The organism is Streptomyces sp. NPDC017448 (assembly GCF_044330565.1).
GTDB lineage: Bacteria > Actinomycetota > Actinomycetes > Streptomycetales > Streptomycetaceae > Streptomyces.
Window position 1 is genome coordinate 107,254 of sequence record NZ_JBIRLM010000012.1, and the last position, 15,320, is coordinate 122,573.

Sequence of the window (15,320 nt, forward strand, 5' to 3'; positions counted from 1 at the left end):
TGGGTGCTGCCTGACCTGACCAACACCCGCCTAGGCGACGCAGATTAGGGTCTAATGGTGTAGGTGTCTGAGGGTGAGGAGTTTGAACTTCCTGCGTCGTTGGGACGGTTATTAGGAGGTTTTGTAGTAGCTGTCTCCATTCGGGAGAAGCGTGTGGGACATAAAGGGGTGCCAGGCACGCCTGAACACAGTGGCGAGGTGGCGGTGCGCGGTGAGTGCGTCGCCAGCTCGGTGGGATGGATTGAAGGCGCGGGCACGGCCCTGCTGTGCGCGCTGTGTGGCGGCGCGTAGGGCTGATTTCCGGAGGTGATGCTTCGGGTCATGGACGCGGATCGGAGCAAGAGGCGGGCGCTTGGCCGTCATATTGGCCCAGTGGCTGATGGGGTCGTTTTCATGTTGGCCGTAGCGAGGGTTTCGTAGCCGTCGGGCGATCTCGGCGGTGAAGAGACGGCGGTCCCAGGCATTCCCTTGTGCTTGGTGTCTCCAGTAGGGCGAAGAGAAGAGTGGGGCCAGGACGATGGCTTCGGGATAGACCGCGGCGCAAAGGCGGGCCACGGAGAAGGTCGTTTCGGCCGTGCCGGGAGGGATGAGGATGTTGGCCCGGCGGATCCAGTCGTGACGCACTTCGCCGTTCTCGTTCTCGGGGAGTGACCAGAGTTGGCCGCAGATAAGTATGGCGCTGAGGACCGCGTCGTAGGTGATGGCCCAGCCGTGGCGTTGGAGGATGCGCAGGTGTCGACGTTGTGCTTGGACGACTTCTGGAAGGGCGTCGAGGGGCGTGATGTGTCCGTTGGCGTCGGATGGGCATAGCCACAGCCGATGCCGGGCGCAGACGTAGCGGTGGTGCGGCAGGATCCTGGTGACTTCGCCGCCGGGGTGTTTGGCGTTGCAGTGGTGGCAGCCTGGTTGCGGCTGGTGGCGGAACATGGCCCAGTCGGGCTGTGGGGTGCGTAGTTCGGGCAGGGCTCCGGCGAGGGAATGGACTGTCCGGCTGGTGATGGCGGCGAGGCGCTCGGGGGCGACGACGCGGCGCATGCCTCCGGAGGTTTCGCGTTCGGTGACGCACCGCCAGATGGTGTTGATGTCGAGGCCGTGGAGGCGGGCTAGGCGGCCGATGTAGGAGGCAGCGATCTCGTGCTGTGCGGGCGGTACGGGGTCGGGTAGGCGGGGAAGGAGCATCAGGCGATGCGCCTCCGGCGGGAGCGGGGTTGCTCCGGGGCTGTGAGGGCTTGGTAGCGTTCCGCGGCGTAGTCCACCGGAACTGACTCCAAAAGGGCTTCTGTGATGCGTTCGCTGCAGTCTTCGATGGCGAGCACGGCGGCGCCCCGGACGAGTTGCGACAGGCTGCCGATCATGCCGCCGGAGCGGTGGTAGAGGTACTCGCTCAGACCCGTCAGCGTTCCGGGCTGATGGTGGTGCAGCCGGAGCATGGACTCCAGGGTGCCAACTAGGGATTGCCAGGCTTCCCGGTCCGTCCCGGAGGCGTAGGGGAACGGGGCGGCGGGGATAACGGTGAACCGTCCGGCGATCTGGCGGCCGCGAGTGCCAGCGAACAGGCCCTGTGCCTCAACATCGATGCCTGCGTAGGCGAATGTGGCGGGCAGCCGCTCGGCGAAGTACTTCAACTGGTCGGAGGCTTCGGCGCCGGTGCGGGTGGCGAGGTTCAGGTTGTGCAGCTCGTCGACCAGGACCAGGTCGACATGGACGTGAGCGCCGGTCGCGCAGACCGCGTTGACGACGTCGGTGATGTTGAAGCGGGTGGGGAAGTCCAGGCCGAAGAACCGGGCGAACTCCATGGCGAGCATCTTCGGTGTGGCGGCCGGCGGGACGGTGACATAGACGACCGGGAGCCGGGCGCGGTCGCGTGGGTGGCGCTTGCGGACCGCGATCTCGTGGGCCCGCCCGAGTTGGGAGAGGGCGGTGGTCTTCCCTGTGCCGGAGGCGCCGCTGATGATGACTCCCCGACGGGCGGAGATCTGCTGCCGGTTGAGCTGGATTAGGAGCCGTGAGGTGGCGATGACCTTCTGGATGGTCGGGGTGTTCACCAGCGGCAGGTCGGCGTGGTAGTTCCGGCGCGCGTCGTCGTGGTGCAGCTTCTCCTTCCCGGACAGGGCGGCCTGCCGGGCTGCGGTCAGCAACGGAGGCGGGGACGGTTTGTGCTCGACGAAGCGACGCCATCCCTCCTTCGTAGTCAGCGGGCTGTCCGGCGGCAGCTCCTGCCCCGTTGCCTGCTGCGGGACGAACGTGGTGCGGGAAGGCCTGTTCATAGCCACCTCTCGGCTTCTGCGTGGGCGTCGAAGACACCGAACGGGATCACCCGGGCCGGTTCGGTGCTGGAGTCGGGCGGGGCTGGTTCCGGGGCGGCGCGCGATGCGGGCGGCCGGTGGGAGGCGGCTGCGACACGTGTGCGGCCGACGACCTTCGCAGTACGGGTGTCCGGGCCGTGCTCGGCGCGGGTCAGCAACTCGTCCAGGACCCGGGCGACCGCCGCTTCATTGGTGTCGTCCAGCCCGGCTTCGGTAGCCAGGCGGCGGGCGTGCTGCCAGGTGAAGTCCGCGAACGGCGCGTTCACCAGCGGAAGATGCACCCAGGGGATGGTGACCCAGCCCCGCTGGGTGCGTACGAACACCTGAGACAGGTCGTAGGGGTCGTAGTGGATCTCCCAGAGACCGCGCTTGGCTGCATGCCCAGAGTGCTGGCGCCGCAGAGGCCCCAACTCGGCGCTGTCGTAGGTGCGGTAGTTGATCCGGATGCCGTAGCCGTTGATGGCCCGCCAGGTCACCGGCAGCAGTTCCAGGTAGTCCTCACCGCGCAGGACCAGCGGCAGGTAGCCGCAGGCCGCGACCAGCGAGGTGTACTTGTCGTTCGGCGACATCGCCTTCTTCGGGCGGAACGGATCGCGCAGAGCATCGTGTGCTCTGGCTTGCCACCCGGCCAGCAGCCACTCATCCAGCAGGTCCTGGAGTTCGGGGACCGTCCAGATGGCCCGGTCCTCGATCCGTTCGCCGCGGCGGGAAACCTCCCGCCCTGTGTAGGCGGGAAGATGCTGGACGAACAGCGTGTTGATCGCGGAGAACGTCGCCTCCACGATGGCCTTGTCGGTCGGCGTGCGCGGACGTGCTCTCTGCACCGAGATGCCGAGCCGGTCGCAGGCCCGTACGAAGGTGTCGGAAATGAACACCTTGCCGCCGTCGATTACGACGGTGTCCGGCACGATCACCGGTTTCGCCGCGGCCTGCTCCATCCGGGCGTCCACGTCCAGCAACCGCAGGTGCGGCATGCGCGACGCTGCCATCCGCAGTGAGGCGGGCCAGCCGGGCCGCATAGGCTCGGGCACCAGCATCCGGGCCAGCAATAGCGAGGCGTCCACCGCCTTGGTGCCCATCGGCCGCAGTACTGCGGCGCAGATCGTCCGCGTCGCGACGTCGACCGCGATCGTCAGATCCGCGCGGGCGGTCAGCCCGGAATCGAGCACCACCATCACATCCAGGGGGGTGGAGTCGATCTGCACTTGTTCCCCGGGGCGGTCGGCGAACGTCGGGGTGAACGGGCCTTCGGGTCGGTTCGCCGTCTGCCGCCGCGTGACGGCCGAGCCGAAGGTGTGCCTCCCCGTGGATAGCGCGTCGATCAGCTTGTAGAAGGTCCGCTGACTCGGCAGCGGCACCACCCCCTTGCCGTGGGTGGCCTCCACCAGCTTGACCACCCGGCGGATCAGTCGGGATCGGGTCCCTGTCGAGTTGCGCGTCTCCGTTTCTAGGGCCTCCTGGACGGCCGCGACCAGCCGAGCGTCCGCCCGCCCCGTCGCCTCCCAGGTCTGCGTCGCCCGTTGGTCCACCAGCCCCCAGACCCCTTGCCGGACGTAGCGCGACCGTCGGCTCTGCACGGTCCGAACGGTCACCCCCAGCTCTTGCGCCTTCGCGGCCATCCGCTCCATCAGCGAGAAGGCGGCTGGGTCATAGCCGAGGCGGGGTGGCGTGCCCGGCGCGGTGCCGGGCAGCAGCCCGGTCTCGACCTCCACCATGTGCTGTTCCCACTCGCGCGCCGCCTCCAGCACCGGCTCCGGCAACGTCGCCAGCAATCCGGACGGCTCCACCGCGGGCAGCGACTCCGTGCCGATGACGGCGAAGTCCGGCGCCGCCATCAGATGCGACGCCAGCACCACCGATTCCGCCCCCGTCGCAGAGCGCAGCCGCACCGATGTGCCGGCGAGCGCCACCACCTGGTGATCCCCGTCGTCGTAGGCGACCCAGTCCCCAGGCCGCAACACCGGCTTGCCCGGCCCTGGTGTCACCGCCGCACCCCCGCTGACACCAGCGAGAAGGCATGCAGTGGCACCGACACATCCGCTGTCAGCTCGTGCGACCACAGCAGGTGAAACAGCACCGGCAGCACCCTGATCGGGTCCCCCACCGAGGAGGCCCCGCCCATCAGCGGTTGTGGCTCGGAGTACGCCGCCAGCAGCTCGGAGGCCACCGGTTCCGGCCGGTGCCGGGGGTGGCGGTAGCCCGCTAGCCAGCGCACATTGCGCACCACGATCGCGTCTGGCGCACCCACCAGCCGGAACTCCCACCCCACCTGAGAGCAGGCTGTCTGCGTCGCCTCAAACTTCGCCACATCCCGTGGCTTGCGCCGATCCGCCGGGCGGCAGTCGACCACCACCGCCGTGCCGTCGTTACGGCGCGCGAAGTAGTCCGGCGCGTGCGAGACGCTCTTGCCCGCATCCGACCGCCAGAACAGCCAGAACGGCTGAGACGAGATCCCCACCACCGACGGGTCGAAGTCCAGGAGCATCACGTGGTCGCGCTCCAGCCAGGACTCGTACCCGATGTGCCCGCCCACCGTGGACGACCACCACAGGCCCGGCAGGTGCCGCTGACCCTTGTACGACTTGAACGCGCGTACCGGCGCGGCGTCCTCGAACCGGACTGCCCAGGCATCCACCAGCGGGCGACGAAACCCAGACCCGTCCCGGTCGGCGTACGCGACTTCGAACCCCTTCGCCGGCGGCCCGGAGGCACCGCCCGGCAGTACCCCTAACGAACCTGCCACGACTCTCTAACACGAGCCCGCGACGAAAGGTCACTCTGCAAGACGAAAGGCCAGACGAAGGACGAAGCTGCAAAACGAAGAGATCCATGTCAAAGGACAGCCGGAGCCTGATCGCTCAGAGCGAACATCGGCTCGGGAACATTCGGCGACTCACAAGCATTGAGTCCACATAGCTCAACTTGCCTGCCGAAGGGGAGATCATGACTCACGAGTCCGAGGCGTTCACTCCGATCGACCTGCCCGTGCTGCCGCTCGACGACGAGGTCGTCCTGCCCGGCATGGTGGTGCCGCTCGACCTGTCCGACGCCGAGGTGCGCGCCGCCGTCGAGGCGGCGCAGGCCGCCGCCCGTCCCGGGGGCGGCAAGCCCGAGGTGCTGCTGGTCCCGCGGATCGACGGGACGTACACGGGGACCGGCGTCCTCGGCACCGTCGAGCAGGTCGGACGCCTCTCGGACGGCGACCCGGGCGCCCTCATCCGGGCCCGCGACCGCGTCCGCATCGGCGCGGGGACCAGCGGCCCCGGCCGCGCGCTCTGGGTCGAGGGGACCGTGCTCCGCACCGCCGCGCCCGACCCGCTGCCCGGCTCCGCCGCCGAGCTGGTCAAGGAGTACAAGGCGCTCGCCACCTCCTGGCTGAAGAAGCGCGGCGCCTGGCAGGTCGTGGACCGCGTCCAGCAGATCGACGACGTCTCCGCGCTCGCCGACAACGCGGGGTACTCGCCGTTCCTCACCACCGCCCAGAAGGTCCAGCTCCTGGAGACCGTGGACCCGGTCGCCCGGCTGAAGCTCGCCATCCAGTGGCTGAGCGAGCACCTCGCAGAGCAGGACGTGGCCGAGGCCATCGCCAAGGACGTCCAGGACGGCGTGGACAAGCAGCAGCGGGAGTTCCTGCTGCGCCGCCAGCTGGAGGCCGTGCGCAAGGAGCTGTCCGAGCTCAACGGCGACCCCGAGGGCGAGTCCGACGACTACCGGGCCCGCGTCGAGGCCGCCGACCTCCCCGACCACGTCCGCGAGGCCGCGCTCAAGGAGGTCGAGAAGCTGGAGCGCTCCAGCGACCAGTCGCCCGAGGGCTCCTGGATCCGGACCTGGCTGGACACCGTCCTCGAACTGCCCTGGACCGTGCGGACCGAGGACGCCTACGACATCCGCGGCGCCCAGGAGGTCCTGGACGCCGAGCACGCCGGGCTCAAGGACGTGAAGGAGCGCATCACCGAGTACCTCGCGGTGCGCAAGCGCCGGGCCGACCGGGGCCTCGGCGTCGTCGGCGGACGGCGCGGCGGCGCGGTCCTCGCCCTCGTCGGCCCGCCCGGCGTCGGCAAGACCTCGCTCGGCGAGTCCGTCGCGCACGCCATGGGCCGTGAGTTCGTCCGCGTCGCGCTCGGGGGCGTCCGGGACGAGGCGGAGATCCGCGGCCACCGGCGTACGTACGTCGGCGCCCTGCCCGGACGGATCGTGCGGGCCATCAAGGAGGCCGGTTCGATGAACCCGGTCGTCCTGCTGGACGAGATCGACAAGGTCGGCTCCGACTTCCGGGGCGACCCGGCCGCCGCCCTCCTCGAAGTCCTCGACCCGGCGCAGAACCACACCTTCCGCGACCACTACCTGGAGGTCGAGCTCGACCTCAGCGACGTCGTCTTCCTGGCCACGGCCAACGTCCTCGAAGCCATCCCGGAGGCCCTGCTCGACCGCATGGAGCTGGTCCGCCTCGACGGCTACACCGAGGACGAGAAGGTGGTCATCGCCCGCGACCACCTGGTCCCGCGCCAGCTGGAGCGGGCCGGTCTGGAGGAGGGCGAGGTCGTCCTGGAGGAGTCGGCGCTGCGCAAGCTGGCCGGCGAGTACACCCGCGAGGCGGGCGTGCGGAACCTGGAGCGGTCCGTCGCCCGGCTGCTCCGCAAGGTCGCGGCCCAGCACGAACTGGGCGACCGCGAGCTGCCGTTCGCGGTGAGCGACGCGGAGCTGCGCGGGCTGATCGGCCGGCCGCACCACGTGCCCGAGTCCGCCCAGGAGCCGGCCGAGCGCCGCACCGCGGTGCCGGGCGTGGCCACCGGGCTCGCGGTGACCGGGGCGGGCGGCGACGTCCTCTTCGTCGAGGCGTCGCTCGCCGATCCCGAGACCGGGGCCTCCGGACTGACCCTGACCGGCCAGCTCGGGGACGTCATGAAGGAGTCGGCGCAGATCGCGCTGAGCTTCCTGCGCTCGCACGGCGCGGAGCTGGAGCTGCCGGTCGGGGACCTCAAGGACCGGGGCGTGCACGTCCACTTCCCGGCGGGCGCGGTCCCCAAGGACGGCCCCAGCGCCGGTATCACCCTGACGACCGCGCTGGCCTCGCTGCTCTCCGGCCGCCTCGTCCGCACGGATGTGGCGATGACCGGCGAGGTGTCGCTGACCGGACGGGTGCTGCCGATCGGCGGCCTCAAGCAGAAGCTGCTGGCCGCCCACCGGGCGGGCATCACCACGGTGGTGATCCCGCAGCGCAACGAGGCCGATCTGGACGACGTCCCGGCCGAGGTGCTGGAGAAGCTGGACGTCCGCCCGGTCACCGACGTCCGCCAGGTGCTGGAGATCGCTCTCACCCCGGCCTCGGCCGGGGCGGAGGAGAGGGTTCCGGCGGCGGCCTGACCGCCGCCCACCGGCCCGGAGGCCGCAACGGCCCGCTTCCCGCTTCGGCGGGGGCGGGCCGTTCCGTGCGCGGGGGAGCCGTCAGGGGCGGTAGACCGTGCCCGGCTGCGGCTCGGCGGGGGCCATCAGCTCGGGGACGGTCACGAAGGTGTAGCCGTCCTTCTGGAGGGCGTCGATGATTCCGGGCACGGCGGGGACGGTGCCCTTGTAGATGTCGTGCAGCAGGATGACGCCGTCCTTGCCCGCCTGGTCCAGGATGCGCTTCTCGATCAGAGCGGAGTCGTTGGTCGAGTAGTCCTTGGCGGTGGCGCTCCACAGCACCTGGGAGAGCCCGAGCTCCTTGCTGATCCCGGAGACCGTGTCGTCGGTGCGGCCCTGCGGCGGACGCATCAGCCGGGGCTTCTTGCCGGTGATCTTCTCGATGGCGTTCTGGGTCTTCTCCAGCTCGGCCCGTATCGCGTCCGGCTCCTGGTCGGTGAGGACCTTGTGCGTCCAGGTGTGGTTGGCGACCTCGTGGCCCTCGTCCTCGATGCGCCGCACCACGTCGGGGTACTTGAGGACGTGGTGCTTGCCGAGCAGGAAGAAGGTGGCGTGCACCTTCTTCTCCTTGAGGATGTCCAGCAGCCGGGGGGTGTCCTCGCCCGGCCCCGCGTCGAAGGTCAGCGCGATGCACTTGGCCTTGCGGCAGTCCACCGGTCCGAACGTCCCCTTGGCGTCCGACGCGGCCTCCTCGCGCGCCGAACCCGGGGCCGTCGTCTCCATCGAACAGCCGCTCAGCGCCAGTGTGAGCGCCGTCACCAGTGCGGCGGTCAACCCGATCCCGGACGGCGGCATCTTTCTCGGCACGGCGTAGCGCTCCTCTGCGTGGGGGAAACCCGCACAGATGTGCGGTACGCCGAGGACTATACATAGCGGGTATACGCAGGGTTCATAGTGGGGTTCCGGACGGCCTGGAACCCGGCGGCCCGGGGTGCGGGCGCCGGGGCGGACCGATCGCGGGGCTGGGCGGTGAGCGGGGCGGGGGCGGCCGGGGCCGGTGCCGGTACGCGGTCGAGGGCGCCGTCGAAGCGCTCGCGATCGCCGGTGGCGGGGCCGCCGCCGGCCTGCTCCTGCGAAATACTGGCCGGACTGCGACGTTGACCGTTCGCGGAGGAAACTTTCATCGGCAGGAAACCGTACGAGGGGTGCTGACGTGCGCGGGAGCCACAGCGGGCCGGAGCCGCGCCCGGTGGACGGGGGCGGGGTGGACCAGGAGTTCCTGGCGCTGGAGCGGGAGCTGGCGGTGTTCCTGCGCCGGGCGCGGGCCACCTCGGGCGAGATGGCCCGGCAGGTCCACCCCGACCTGGAGCCCGCCGCCTACGGCCTGCTCGCCCGGCTGGAGGAGGCGGGGCGGCAGCGGACCACCGGGCTGGCCGCCTACTTCGGCGTCGGCAAGGCCACCATGAGCCGCCAGCTCCACTCCCTGGAGAACCTCGGGCTGGTGGCCCGCGAACCCGACCCGGCCGACGGGCGCGCCTGGCTCGTCCACCTCACCGCGGAGGGGCTGGACCGCTTCCGCGGCGTCCGGGACGCCCGCCGGGAGAGCTACCGGCGCAAGCTGGCCGGCTGGGATCCGGCCGAGGTCGCCGAGCTGGCCCGGCTCCTGCACCAGCTGAACGGCGGCGCGGAGGGCTGAGCCGGGCGGCCGGTCCGCGGACGGCCCGCCCGCCGGCCCTCCCGCGGCCCGCCGTCAGTCCAGCTCCACCAGGAGCGCCGTGGCGTCGTCGTGCGTCTTGCCGCGCCCCAGCCGTACGCGCCCCGCCGCCGCGTCGGCCGCCTCCAGCTCCCGTACCCGGTCGATCAGCCCCCGCGGCCCCGCCTTCCGCAGCAGCCCCAGTGCGTCCGCCCAGCCGCCCTCGCCGAACATCTCCGTCCAGCGGGCCGCCCCGTCCGTCAGCGCGGCGAGAGCCCGCACGTCGGCCGCCGGGGTGCTGCCCGTCACCGCGCGGGAGGCCACCGACGGGTCGGCGGCGGCCGTGAAGAAACCGCCCTCCCGGTTGCGCACCGTGGCGTCGGCGATCTCGTTCGAGGCGAGCGAGCCCGGCGGCAGCCGGTCCAGCCGGTCGTCGAGGACGGCCCGGACCGTGCCGTCGCCCGCCTCCAGCAACAGGGCCGAGTCGGAGAGCACCAGGTGCTCCACGACGTCCGTCCCCCAACGCGCCAGGACCACGGTCGCCTGAGGGGTACGCACGTGAGAAAGGTCACAGGTGACCCGGTGGGTGTCGGCTGTACGGGAGACGGCTTCGGCCAGGACCTCCGTCAGGGGCAGATCAGGGCGGGAACCGGACAGTTCCGCCAGCGCGCCGCCCAGCCGCGCGGTGAACCACGGGACCGAGTGCACACAACCGTCGTCCCCCGGCGGCGGGGTGACGCCGTCGAGCAGGACCAGTACGCCACCCTGGCCCGACGCGGGAAGAGCCCCGCAGACCCAGTCCTCGTTGGGGCGTTCGGGGCTGCCGGGCGCGGAGGCGAGTTCGATGCGCATGCCGCCAGTCTGCACGACCCCTTCACCGTCTCCTCACGCGGCCGAATATGGCCTGTACCAGCAGGTCAAAGCGGCGCGCCGAGCGGAAGGGAAGGCTCCGTGAAGGGTGCGGGCGGGCATCCTGCCAAAGGCGGAGCGGAAGTTCCACCCGGTGGTCCACGCATGGTCAGGGACGGGCCGGGGGAGACTTGTTCGCCAACTCCGGAGTGATGTTCACTCCTTCGAGTGGCGGAGCGGTTGATGCGCGCCCCCCTCTCAAAAGCGCTGGAATGGTCGGAAGCCGTACCAGGAGCGGGGCGCCCTTCCATGTGACCGTGCGTCACCTCTGCTTCAAGGGTGGACGAGTCAAGATTGCGAGCACCGGTGCAGAAGAAGCGGCCGCGGAGCAAGGGCACGACGCGCGACGGTTCCGGGGCGACGCCTCCGGCGCCCGGCGCGGAGAAGCGGACCGTGCGGGTGCGCAGCCGACTGGTCACCGGTGTGGCGGTCGTCGGCGTCATCGTCGTGGCGGCGGGCGCCCCCGCCGTGCTCGGCGCCTCCGCCGATCTGACCGAATCCCAGCGGCTGGTCACCCTCGCCGAGCTGAACCAGCAGGCGGTCGCCCTCGGGCACTCCCTCGCCGACGAGCGCGACGCCGTCACCGCCTACATCGCCGAGGGCCGTGACGAGGGGGCCGAGGGCGACGCCGCCAAGAACCGCGCGGCCCGCGCCACCCGCGTCGACCAGCAGATCGACGAGATCCACGAGGCGGCCTCGGCCTCCCTGCGCCGCGACCTCTCGACGGTCGCCTCCCTGCGCCGCGATGCCCTGACCGGCAAGGGCTCGGCCCTGGAAGCGCACCAGGCGTACTCCGACGTCATCGCCAAGCTGCACGGCATCGCCGCCGAGCTGGCCGAGAGGACTCCGCCGCGCGCCGAGGCCACCCGTGCCCCGCTCACCCTCGGCGGAGCCTCCGAGCAGGCGGCCGCCACCCGCGGCCTCCTCCTGGCCGCGCTCGCCGTGCCGGGCGCCGAGCCGACGGCGCCGCAGACCGACCCCTTCACCGGGCTGCCCGTCCAGACCCGGGACGAGGGCGACACCCGGGCCGCCCGCGAGCGCGACGAGCTGAGCGCCGCCGCCCAGCAGGCCCGCGTACGGGAGCTGGCCGCGCTCGCCGACTTCGACCAGGCGGCGGACCCGGAGGCCCGCGACAAGCTCTCCGCCACCGTCACCGGCTCCGAGGTCAACAACGCGGAGAAGTACCTCGCCCGCCTCACCGACCGCCCCGAGCTGTCGGAGGCGGAGCGCCGGATCGACCCGAAGAAGCTGGAGGCCGCGCTCTCCGCCCGGGTCGACCGGATGCGCGGCGTCGAATCCGCCCTGACCACCGGCCAGGTCCGCGATCTGGAGAGGCTGCGCGACGACGACGTCACCGCCCTCGAACTGAGCATCGCCCTGCTCGGCGGCTGCTTCCTGCTCGCGGTCGGCGTCTCCACCGCCGTCGCCCGCACCCTCACCCAGCCGCTCGCCGTCCTGCGCATCGGGGCCGCCCGCCTCGCCGAGGACCCTTCGAGCGCCGAACCGGTCCGCTACACCGGCCGCAACGACGAGTTCGCCCAGGTCGTCCGGTCGCTGAACACCCTGCACGGCAGGTTCTCCACGCTGCACCAGGACGTCACCGGCCGGGTCGAGAGCCTCTCCGGCGAGCGGGCCAAGCTGATCGAGGGACGCGAGGCCCTGGTCGCCCAGCGGGCGGAACTCCAGGCGCACGTCACCGAACTGGCCACCGAGCTGGAGCGGCTGCGCGGCACGGTCGACCACACCTTCGTCAACCTCTCCCTGCGCACCCTCGGGCTGGTCGAGCGCCAGCTCGGCGTCATCGAGAGCCTGGAGGAGCGCGAACAGGACCCGGAGCGCCTGGCCACCCTGTTCAAGCTGGACCACATGGCCACGGTCATGCGCCGGCACAGCGAGAACATGCTCGTCCTCGCCGGCGCCGAGCACAGCAACGGCCACGCCGGACCGATCCCGCTGGTCGACGTGGCACGCGCCGCCGTCAGCGAGATCGAGCGGTACGAGCGGGTCACCATCCAGTCGCTGCCGCCGCACGCCCAGATCGCCGGGTTCGCCGCCGACGACCTCAGCCACCTGCTGGCCGAACTCCTGGAGAACGCCACCTCCTTCTCGCCGCCCGACTCCCCCGTGGAGCTGTCCGGCTGGCTCCTGGAGAACGGCGAGGTGATGCTCTCCGTGTCGGACGAGGGCATCGGCATGTCGGCGGGCCGGATGGACGAGCTCAATGCCAGGCTGGCGGACCCCGCCTCGTTCGAGGCGGGGGAGCGCCACGTCGACGTGGCCGGGGCCGGGCTCGGCCTCCAGGTCACCTCGCTGCTGGCCGCCCGGCACGGAGTGCGGGTCCAGCTGCGCGAGCAGAAGGGGAGTGGTGTGACGGCCGTCGTCGTCCTGCCCGAGGCCCTGCTGCCCCACTCCCTGCCCGCCGGCCCGCCCCCCGCCGTGCAGATGTCCGGTGACGCCCCCGCGCTCAACCTGCCGGGCTCGGTCGCGGAGGCCAACTCCAACGCCCTGCCCAGCCGTTCGTCGGCGCCCGCCTCCGCCGAGTCCGACGCGGGCGCGGAAGCGGAAGCCGACGCCGTATCGGCGTCGGAGGCGGAAGCGGCCGGGCCGGACGCCGAGGAGGTCCAGGACCCCGCCGCGGATGCCGCCCCGGAGTCCCCGCCCGCCGTCGACCCCATGATCGCCGCGGCCGAGCGGACGCTCCGGCAGAACGCCGCCACCGAGAAGGCGGCGGACGCGGTCGACGCGGACGCGGCCGACGCGGGTCCGGAAGCCGCCGCCGTACCGGAGCGGGAGCAGGAGGCGCGGCAGCCGGCCGCGGAGACGGAGGCGGAGCCCGATGCCGCCCCCGCGGCGGACTCCGAGATCACCCTGCAGGTCCGCCTGCCGAAGCCTCCCGCACCGCCGGCCGACGACGCGGCCCCGTCCGAAGGGACACGCCCCGCGGCGGACGCCCCCCGCGCCCCCGACCCGTACGCGATCGGCCCCGACCGCCACGAGCGGCCCGCCGAGACCGCCCCGGGCGGCCAGGGCCCGGACGACGGCCCCGGCTCCCGCCCCGCGCCCCGCGCGCAGGCCGCCGCGGAGCTCGCGCCGGACCCCGGGGCCGCCCCCGCCGACACCGTGCCCGCCCCTCGCCGCCCGGTCACCGACAAGGGGCTGCCGAAGCGCACGCCCCAGGTGGTCCGGCCCGACTCGACGCCCGCCCCCGGGCGCACCGGCAGCCTCGACCGGGACGCCCTGCGCCGCCGGCTCGGCAGCTTCCACCAGGCGGCGAAGGAGGGGCGGCGCGACGTCGAGGCGGAGCTCGCCGAGACCGGCGGCATCGCCGTCGCCGGACCCGGACGCGTACCCGCCGGGCGTACGGGGCACGAGAACACCGCACCCACCCCAGGCGCCGGACCGGGCGCACGGACCACGGACACCACGCAGGACGCAACCACCGCACGGAACGCCACGACCGGCGGCCGGGCGGACGGCCGGAACGAAGAGACGGGGGACACAGTCGAGGAGGCACGCAGTTGACTGCGCCCAGCACATTCGGGCTGAGTACCGAGGCCCGGAACCTTCACTGGTTGCTGAGCAATCTGGTGGAGGAGGTGCCAGGGGTCCACTCGGTCACCGTCGTCTCGTCCGACGGGCTGATGCTGCTCTCCTCCGATCCCGGCCACCACAGCCCCAAGGCGGCAGGCACGCCGAACGGCCCCAAGGGCTCCAGCGCCGACCTGGCCACGATCGTCTCCGGCGTCGGTTCGCTGACGATCGGCGCGGCCAAGCTGATGGACGGCGGCGGCGTCAAACAGACGATGGTCGCCATGGACGAGGGCAGCCTCTTCGTCATGTCGATCAGCGACGGCTCGCTCCTCGGCGTCCACGCCGCCCCGGACTGCGACATGAGCGTCGTCGCGTACCACATGGCCCTCTTCGTCGGTCGGGCCGGACACGTCCTCACCCCCGAACTCCGCAGTGAGCTGCGCACATCGATGGAGAGCGCCCAGTGACGTCCGCCGCCGCAGAACCCGCCCCCCGGCTCCCCGTGCGGGGGGCCGGCAAACGCCCCGCCCGCGTCCGCCCCTACTCCCTCACCGGCGGGCGCACCCGGTTCGGCCACGTCCTGCTGGTCGAGACGTTCGTCGCCGCTCTCGAGGCGCCCGAGGAGCGCCGAGAGCTCACCAACGGCAACCTCGCCTCCCGGGTCATGCCGGAGCTGCGGGCCATCGTCGAACTCTGCCGCCGGATGCGTACGGTCGCGGAGATCTCGGCCCTGTTGAAGATGCCGCTCGGAGTCGTCCGGGTGCTGCTCAGCGACCTGGCCGACCAAGGAAAGATCCGCGTGTACGGAACCGGTCACGGCACCGGCCAGCCCGACCGCGCACTGCTCGAAAGGGTGCTCAATGGACTCCGCCGTCTCTGAGGCGCCGCTCTTCGCCCCGCGTCAGCCGGGGCCCCGGGTGCAGACCGAGGAGGCCCCGCAGCCCTGGCAGCTCGACCACACCCGCGCACCCATCGCCACCAAGATCGTGGTGGCGGGCGGGTTCGGCGTCGGCAAGACGACGTTCGTCGGCTCGGTCTCCGAGATCACCCCGCTCCAGACCGAAGCGCTGATGACCCAGGCCAGCGAGGAGACCGACGACCTCTCCGCGACGCCCGAGAAGACCACCACGACGGTGGCCATGGACTTCGGCCGCCTCACCCTGGAGGACGACCTCGTCCTGTACGTCTTCGGCACGCCGGGCCAGCAGCGCTTCTGGTTCATGTGGGACGACCTGGTGCGCGGGGCGATCGGTGCGGTGGTCCTCGCCGACACCCGGCGGCTGGAGGACTGCTTCCCCGCCCTCGACTACTTCGAGAGCTGCGGGCTGCCGTACATCGTGGCCGTCAACCACTTCGAGGGCACGCCCGGTTACGAGGCCGAGGACGTCAGGGAGGCCCTGACCGTGCCTCCGCGGGTGCCCATAGTGATCATGGATGCGCGCAACAGGATCACGGTCGTGGAGTCGTTGCTGGCCCTGGTGGGCCATGCTCTCGACGTCACCCCCGACTGAACCGCCCTGATCACAGACAACGGAGAG

The 15,320-nt window shown here is 71.7% G+C and carries 12 protein-coding genes; 6 read left to right on the forward strand and 6 right to left on the reverse strand.

Translation table 11 applies throughout. The features are described 5' to 3' along the window. Positions 1-111 precede the first annotated feature (111 nt). The 4 genes from ACH4K1_RS20860 to ACH4K1_RS20875 all read right to left on the reverse strand — a co-directional run bounded on the left by ACH4K1_RS20860 (position 112) and on the right by ACH4K1_RS20875 (position 4,941). A complete protein-coding gene (locus tag ACH4K1_RS20860) occupies positions 112-1,179 on the reverse strand; it encodes a hypothetical protein (protein ID WP_398090762.1) in 1,068 nt (355 codons plus the stop codon). After that, a complete protein-coding gene (locus ACH4K1_RS20865; protein ID WP_398090763.1) occupies positions 1,179-2,267 on the reverse strand; it encodes a TniB family NTP-binding protein in 1,089 nt (362 codons plus the stop codon). Before ACH4K1_RS20865 ends, ACH4K1_RS20860 begins: the two co-directional genes overlap by 1 nt. After that, positions 2,264-4,219, reverse strand: coding sequence for a Mu transposase C-terminal domain-containing protein (locus tag ACH4K1_RS20870; protein ID WP_398090764.1), 1,956 nt, complete (start codon positions 4,217-4,219; stop codon positions 2,264-2,266). The genes ACH4K1_RS20865 and ACH4K1_RS20870 overlap by 4 nt, the downstream gene beginning before the upstream one ends. 68 nt (positions 4,220-4,287) lie before the next feature. Then, positions 4,288-4,941, reverse strand: a complete 654-nt coding sequence (locus ACH4K1_RS20875; RefSeq protein ID WP_398090765.1) for a TnsA-like heteromeric transposase endonuclease subunit — start codon at positions 4,939-4,941, stop codon at positions 4,288-4,290. 308 nt (positions 4,942-5,249) lie between these two features. Here ACH4K1_RS20875 and lon point away from each other — a divergent pair, with 308 nt between their 5' ends. Beyond that, positions 5,250-7,670 (forward strand): endopeptidase La, encoded by a 2,421-nt coding sequence (gene lon / locus ACH4K1_RS20880; RefSeq protein WP_398090766.1) that lies wholly within the window; start codon positions 5,250-5,252, stop codon positions 7,668-7,670. Between the two features lie 81 nt (positions 7,671-7,751). On the opposite strand, the gene ACH4K1_RS20885 is transcribed toward lon, so the two are convergent. After that, a complete protein-coding gene (locus ACH4K1_RS20885; RefSeq protein ID WP_398090839.1) occupies positions 7,752-8,504 on the reverse strand; it encodes a polysaccharide deacetylase family protein in 753 nt (250 codons plus the stop codon). A 358-nt stretch (positions 8,505-8,862) separates the two neighbouring features. On the opposite strand from ACH4K1_RS20885, the gene ACH4K1_RS20890 reads away from it, so the two are divergent. After that, a complete protein-coding gene (locus ACH4K1_RS20890; protein ID WP_398090767.1) occupies positions 8,863-9,345 on the forward strand; it encodes a MarR family winged helix-turn-helix transcriptional regulator in 483 nt (160 codons plus the stop codon). 54 nt (positions 9,346-9,399) lie between these two features. Here ACH4K1_RS20890 and ACH4K1_RS20895 read toward each other — a convergent pair whose 3' ends face one another. Further along, entirely contained in the window at positions 9,400-10,194 is a 795-nt protein-coding gene (locus ACH4K1_RS20895; protein ID WP_398090768.1) for a hypothetical protein, read from the reverse strand. Positions 10,195-10,557: 363 nt separating this feature from the next. On the opposite strand from ACH4K1_RS20895, the gene ACH4K1_RS20900 reads away from it, so the two are divergent. From ACH4K1_RS20900 to ACH4K1_RS20915, 4 genes are read left to right on the forward strand one after another with little or no spacing between them, the layout of a single operon-like run. Then, the gene (locus ACH4K1_RS20900; RefSeq protein ID WP_398090840.1) at positions 10,558-13,773 is read left to right on the forward strand and encodes a nitrate- and nitrite sensing domain-containing protein; all 3,216 of its coding nucleotides are present in this window, start codon (positions 10,558-10,560) and stop codon (positions 13,771-13,773) included. Beyond that, the gene (locus tag ACH4K1_RS20905; RefSeq protein ID WP_398090769.1) at positions 13,770-14,249 is read left to right on the forward strand and encodes a roadblock/LC7 domain-containing protein; all 480 of its coding nucleotides are present in this window, start codon (positions 13,770-13,772) and stop codon (positions 14,247-14,249) included. The genes ACH4K1_RS20900 and ACH4K1_RS20905 overlap by 4 nt, the downstream gene beginning before the upstream one ends. After that, positions 14,246-14,662 carry a DUF742 domain-containing protein gene (locus ACH4K1_RS20910; RefSeq protein ID WP_398090770.1) on the forward strand — a complete coding sequence of 139 codons (417 nt, stop codon included), beginning with the start codon at positions 14,246-14,248 and terminating at the stop codon, positions 14,660-14,662. The genes ACH4K1_RS20905 and ACH4K1_RS20910 overlap by 4 nt, the downstream gene beginning before the upstream one ends. Then, a complete protein-coding gene (locus ACH4K1_RS20915) occupies positions 14,643-15,293 on the forward strand; it encodes an ATP/GTP-binding protein (RefSeq protein ID WP_073763881.1) in 651 nt (216 codons plus the stop codon). Before ACH4K1_RS20910 ends, ACH4K1_RS20915 begins: the two co-directional genes overlap by 20 nt. Positions 15,294-15,320 lie beyond the last annotated feature (27 nt).

What these genes read in the sequence shown, in the direction of transcription:
- ACH4K1_RS20860 (WP_398090762.1), bottom strand. Translation starts at nt 1,179, where the DNA reads ATGCTCCTTCCCCGCCTACCCGACCCCGTACCGCCCGCACAGCACGAG.
- ACH4K1_RS20865 (WP_398090763.1), bottom strand. Translation starts at nt 2,267, where the DNA reads ATGAACAGGCCTTCCCGCACCACGTTCGTCCCGCAGCAGGCAACGGGG.
- lon (WP_398090766.1), top strand. Translation starts at nt 5,250, where the DNA reads ATGACTCACGAGTCCGAGGCGTTCACTCCGATCGACCTGCCCGTGCTG.
- ACH4K1_RS20885 (WP_398090839.1), bottom strand. Translation starts at nt 8,504, where the DNA reads ATGCCGCCGTCCGGGATCGGGTTGACCGCCGCACTGGTGACGGCGCTC.
- ACH4K1_RS20895 (WP_398090768.1), bottom strand. Translation starts at nt 10,194, where the DNA reads ATGCGCATCGAACTCGCCTCCGCGCCCGGCAGCCCCGAACGCCCCAAC.
- ACH4K1_RS20915 (WP_073763881.1), top strand. Translation starts at nt 14,643, where the DNA reads ATGGACTCCGCCGTCTCTGAGGCGCCGCTCTTCGCCCCGCGTCAGCCG.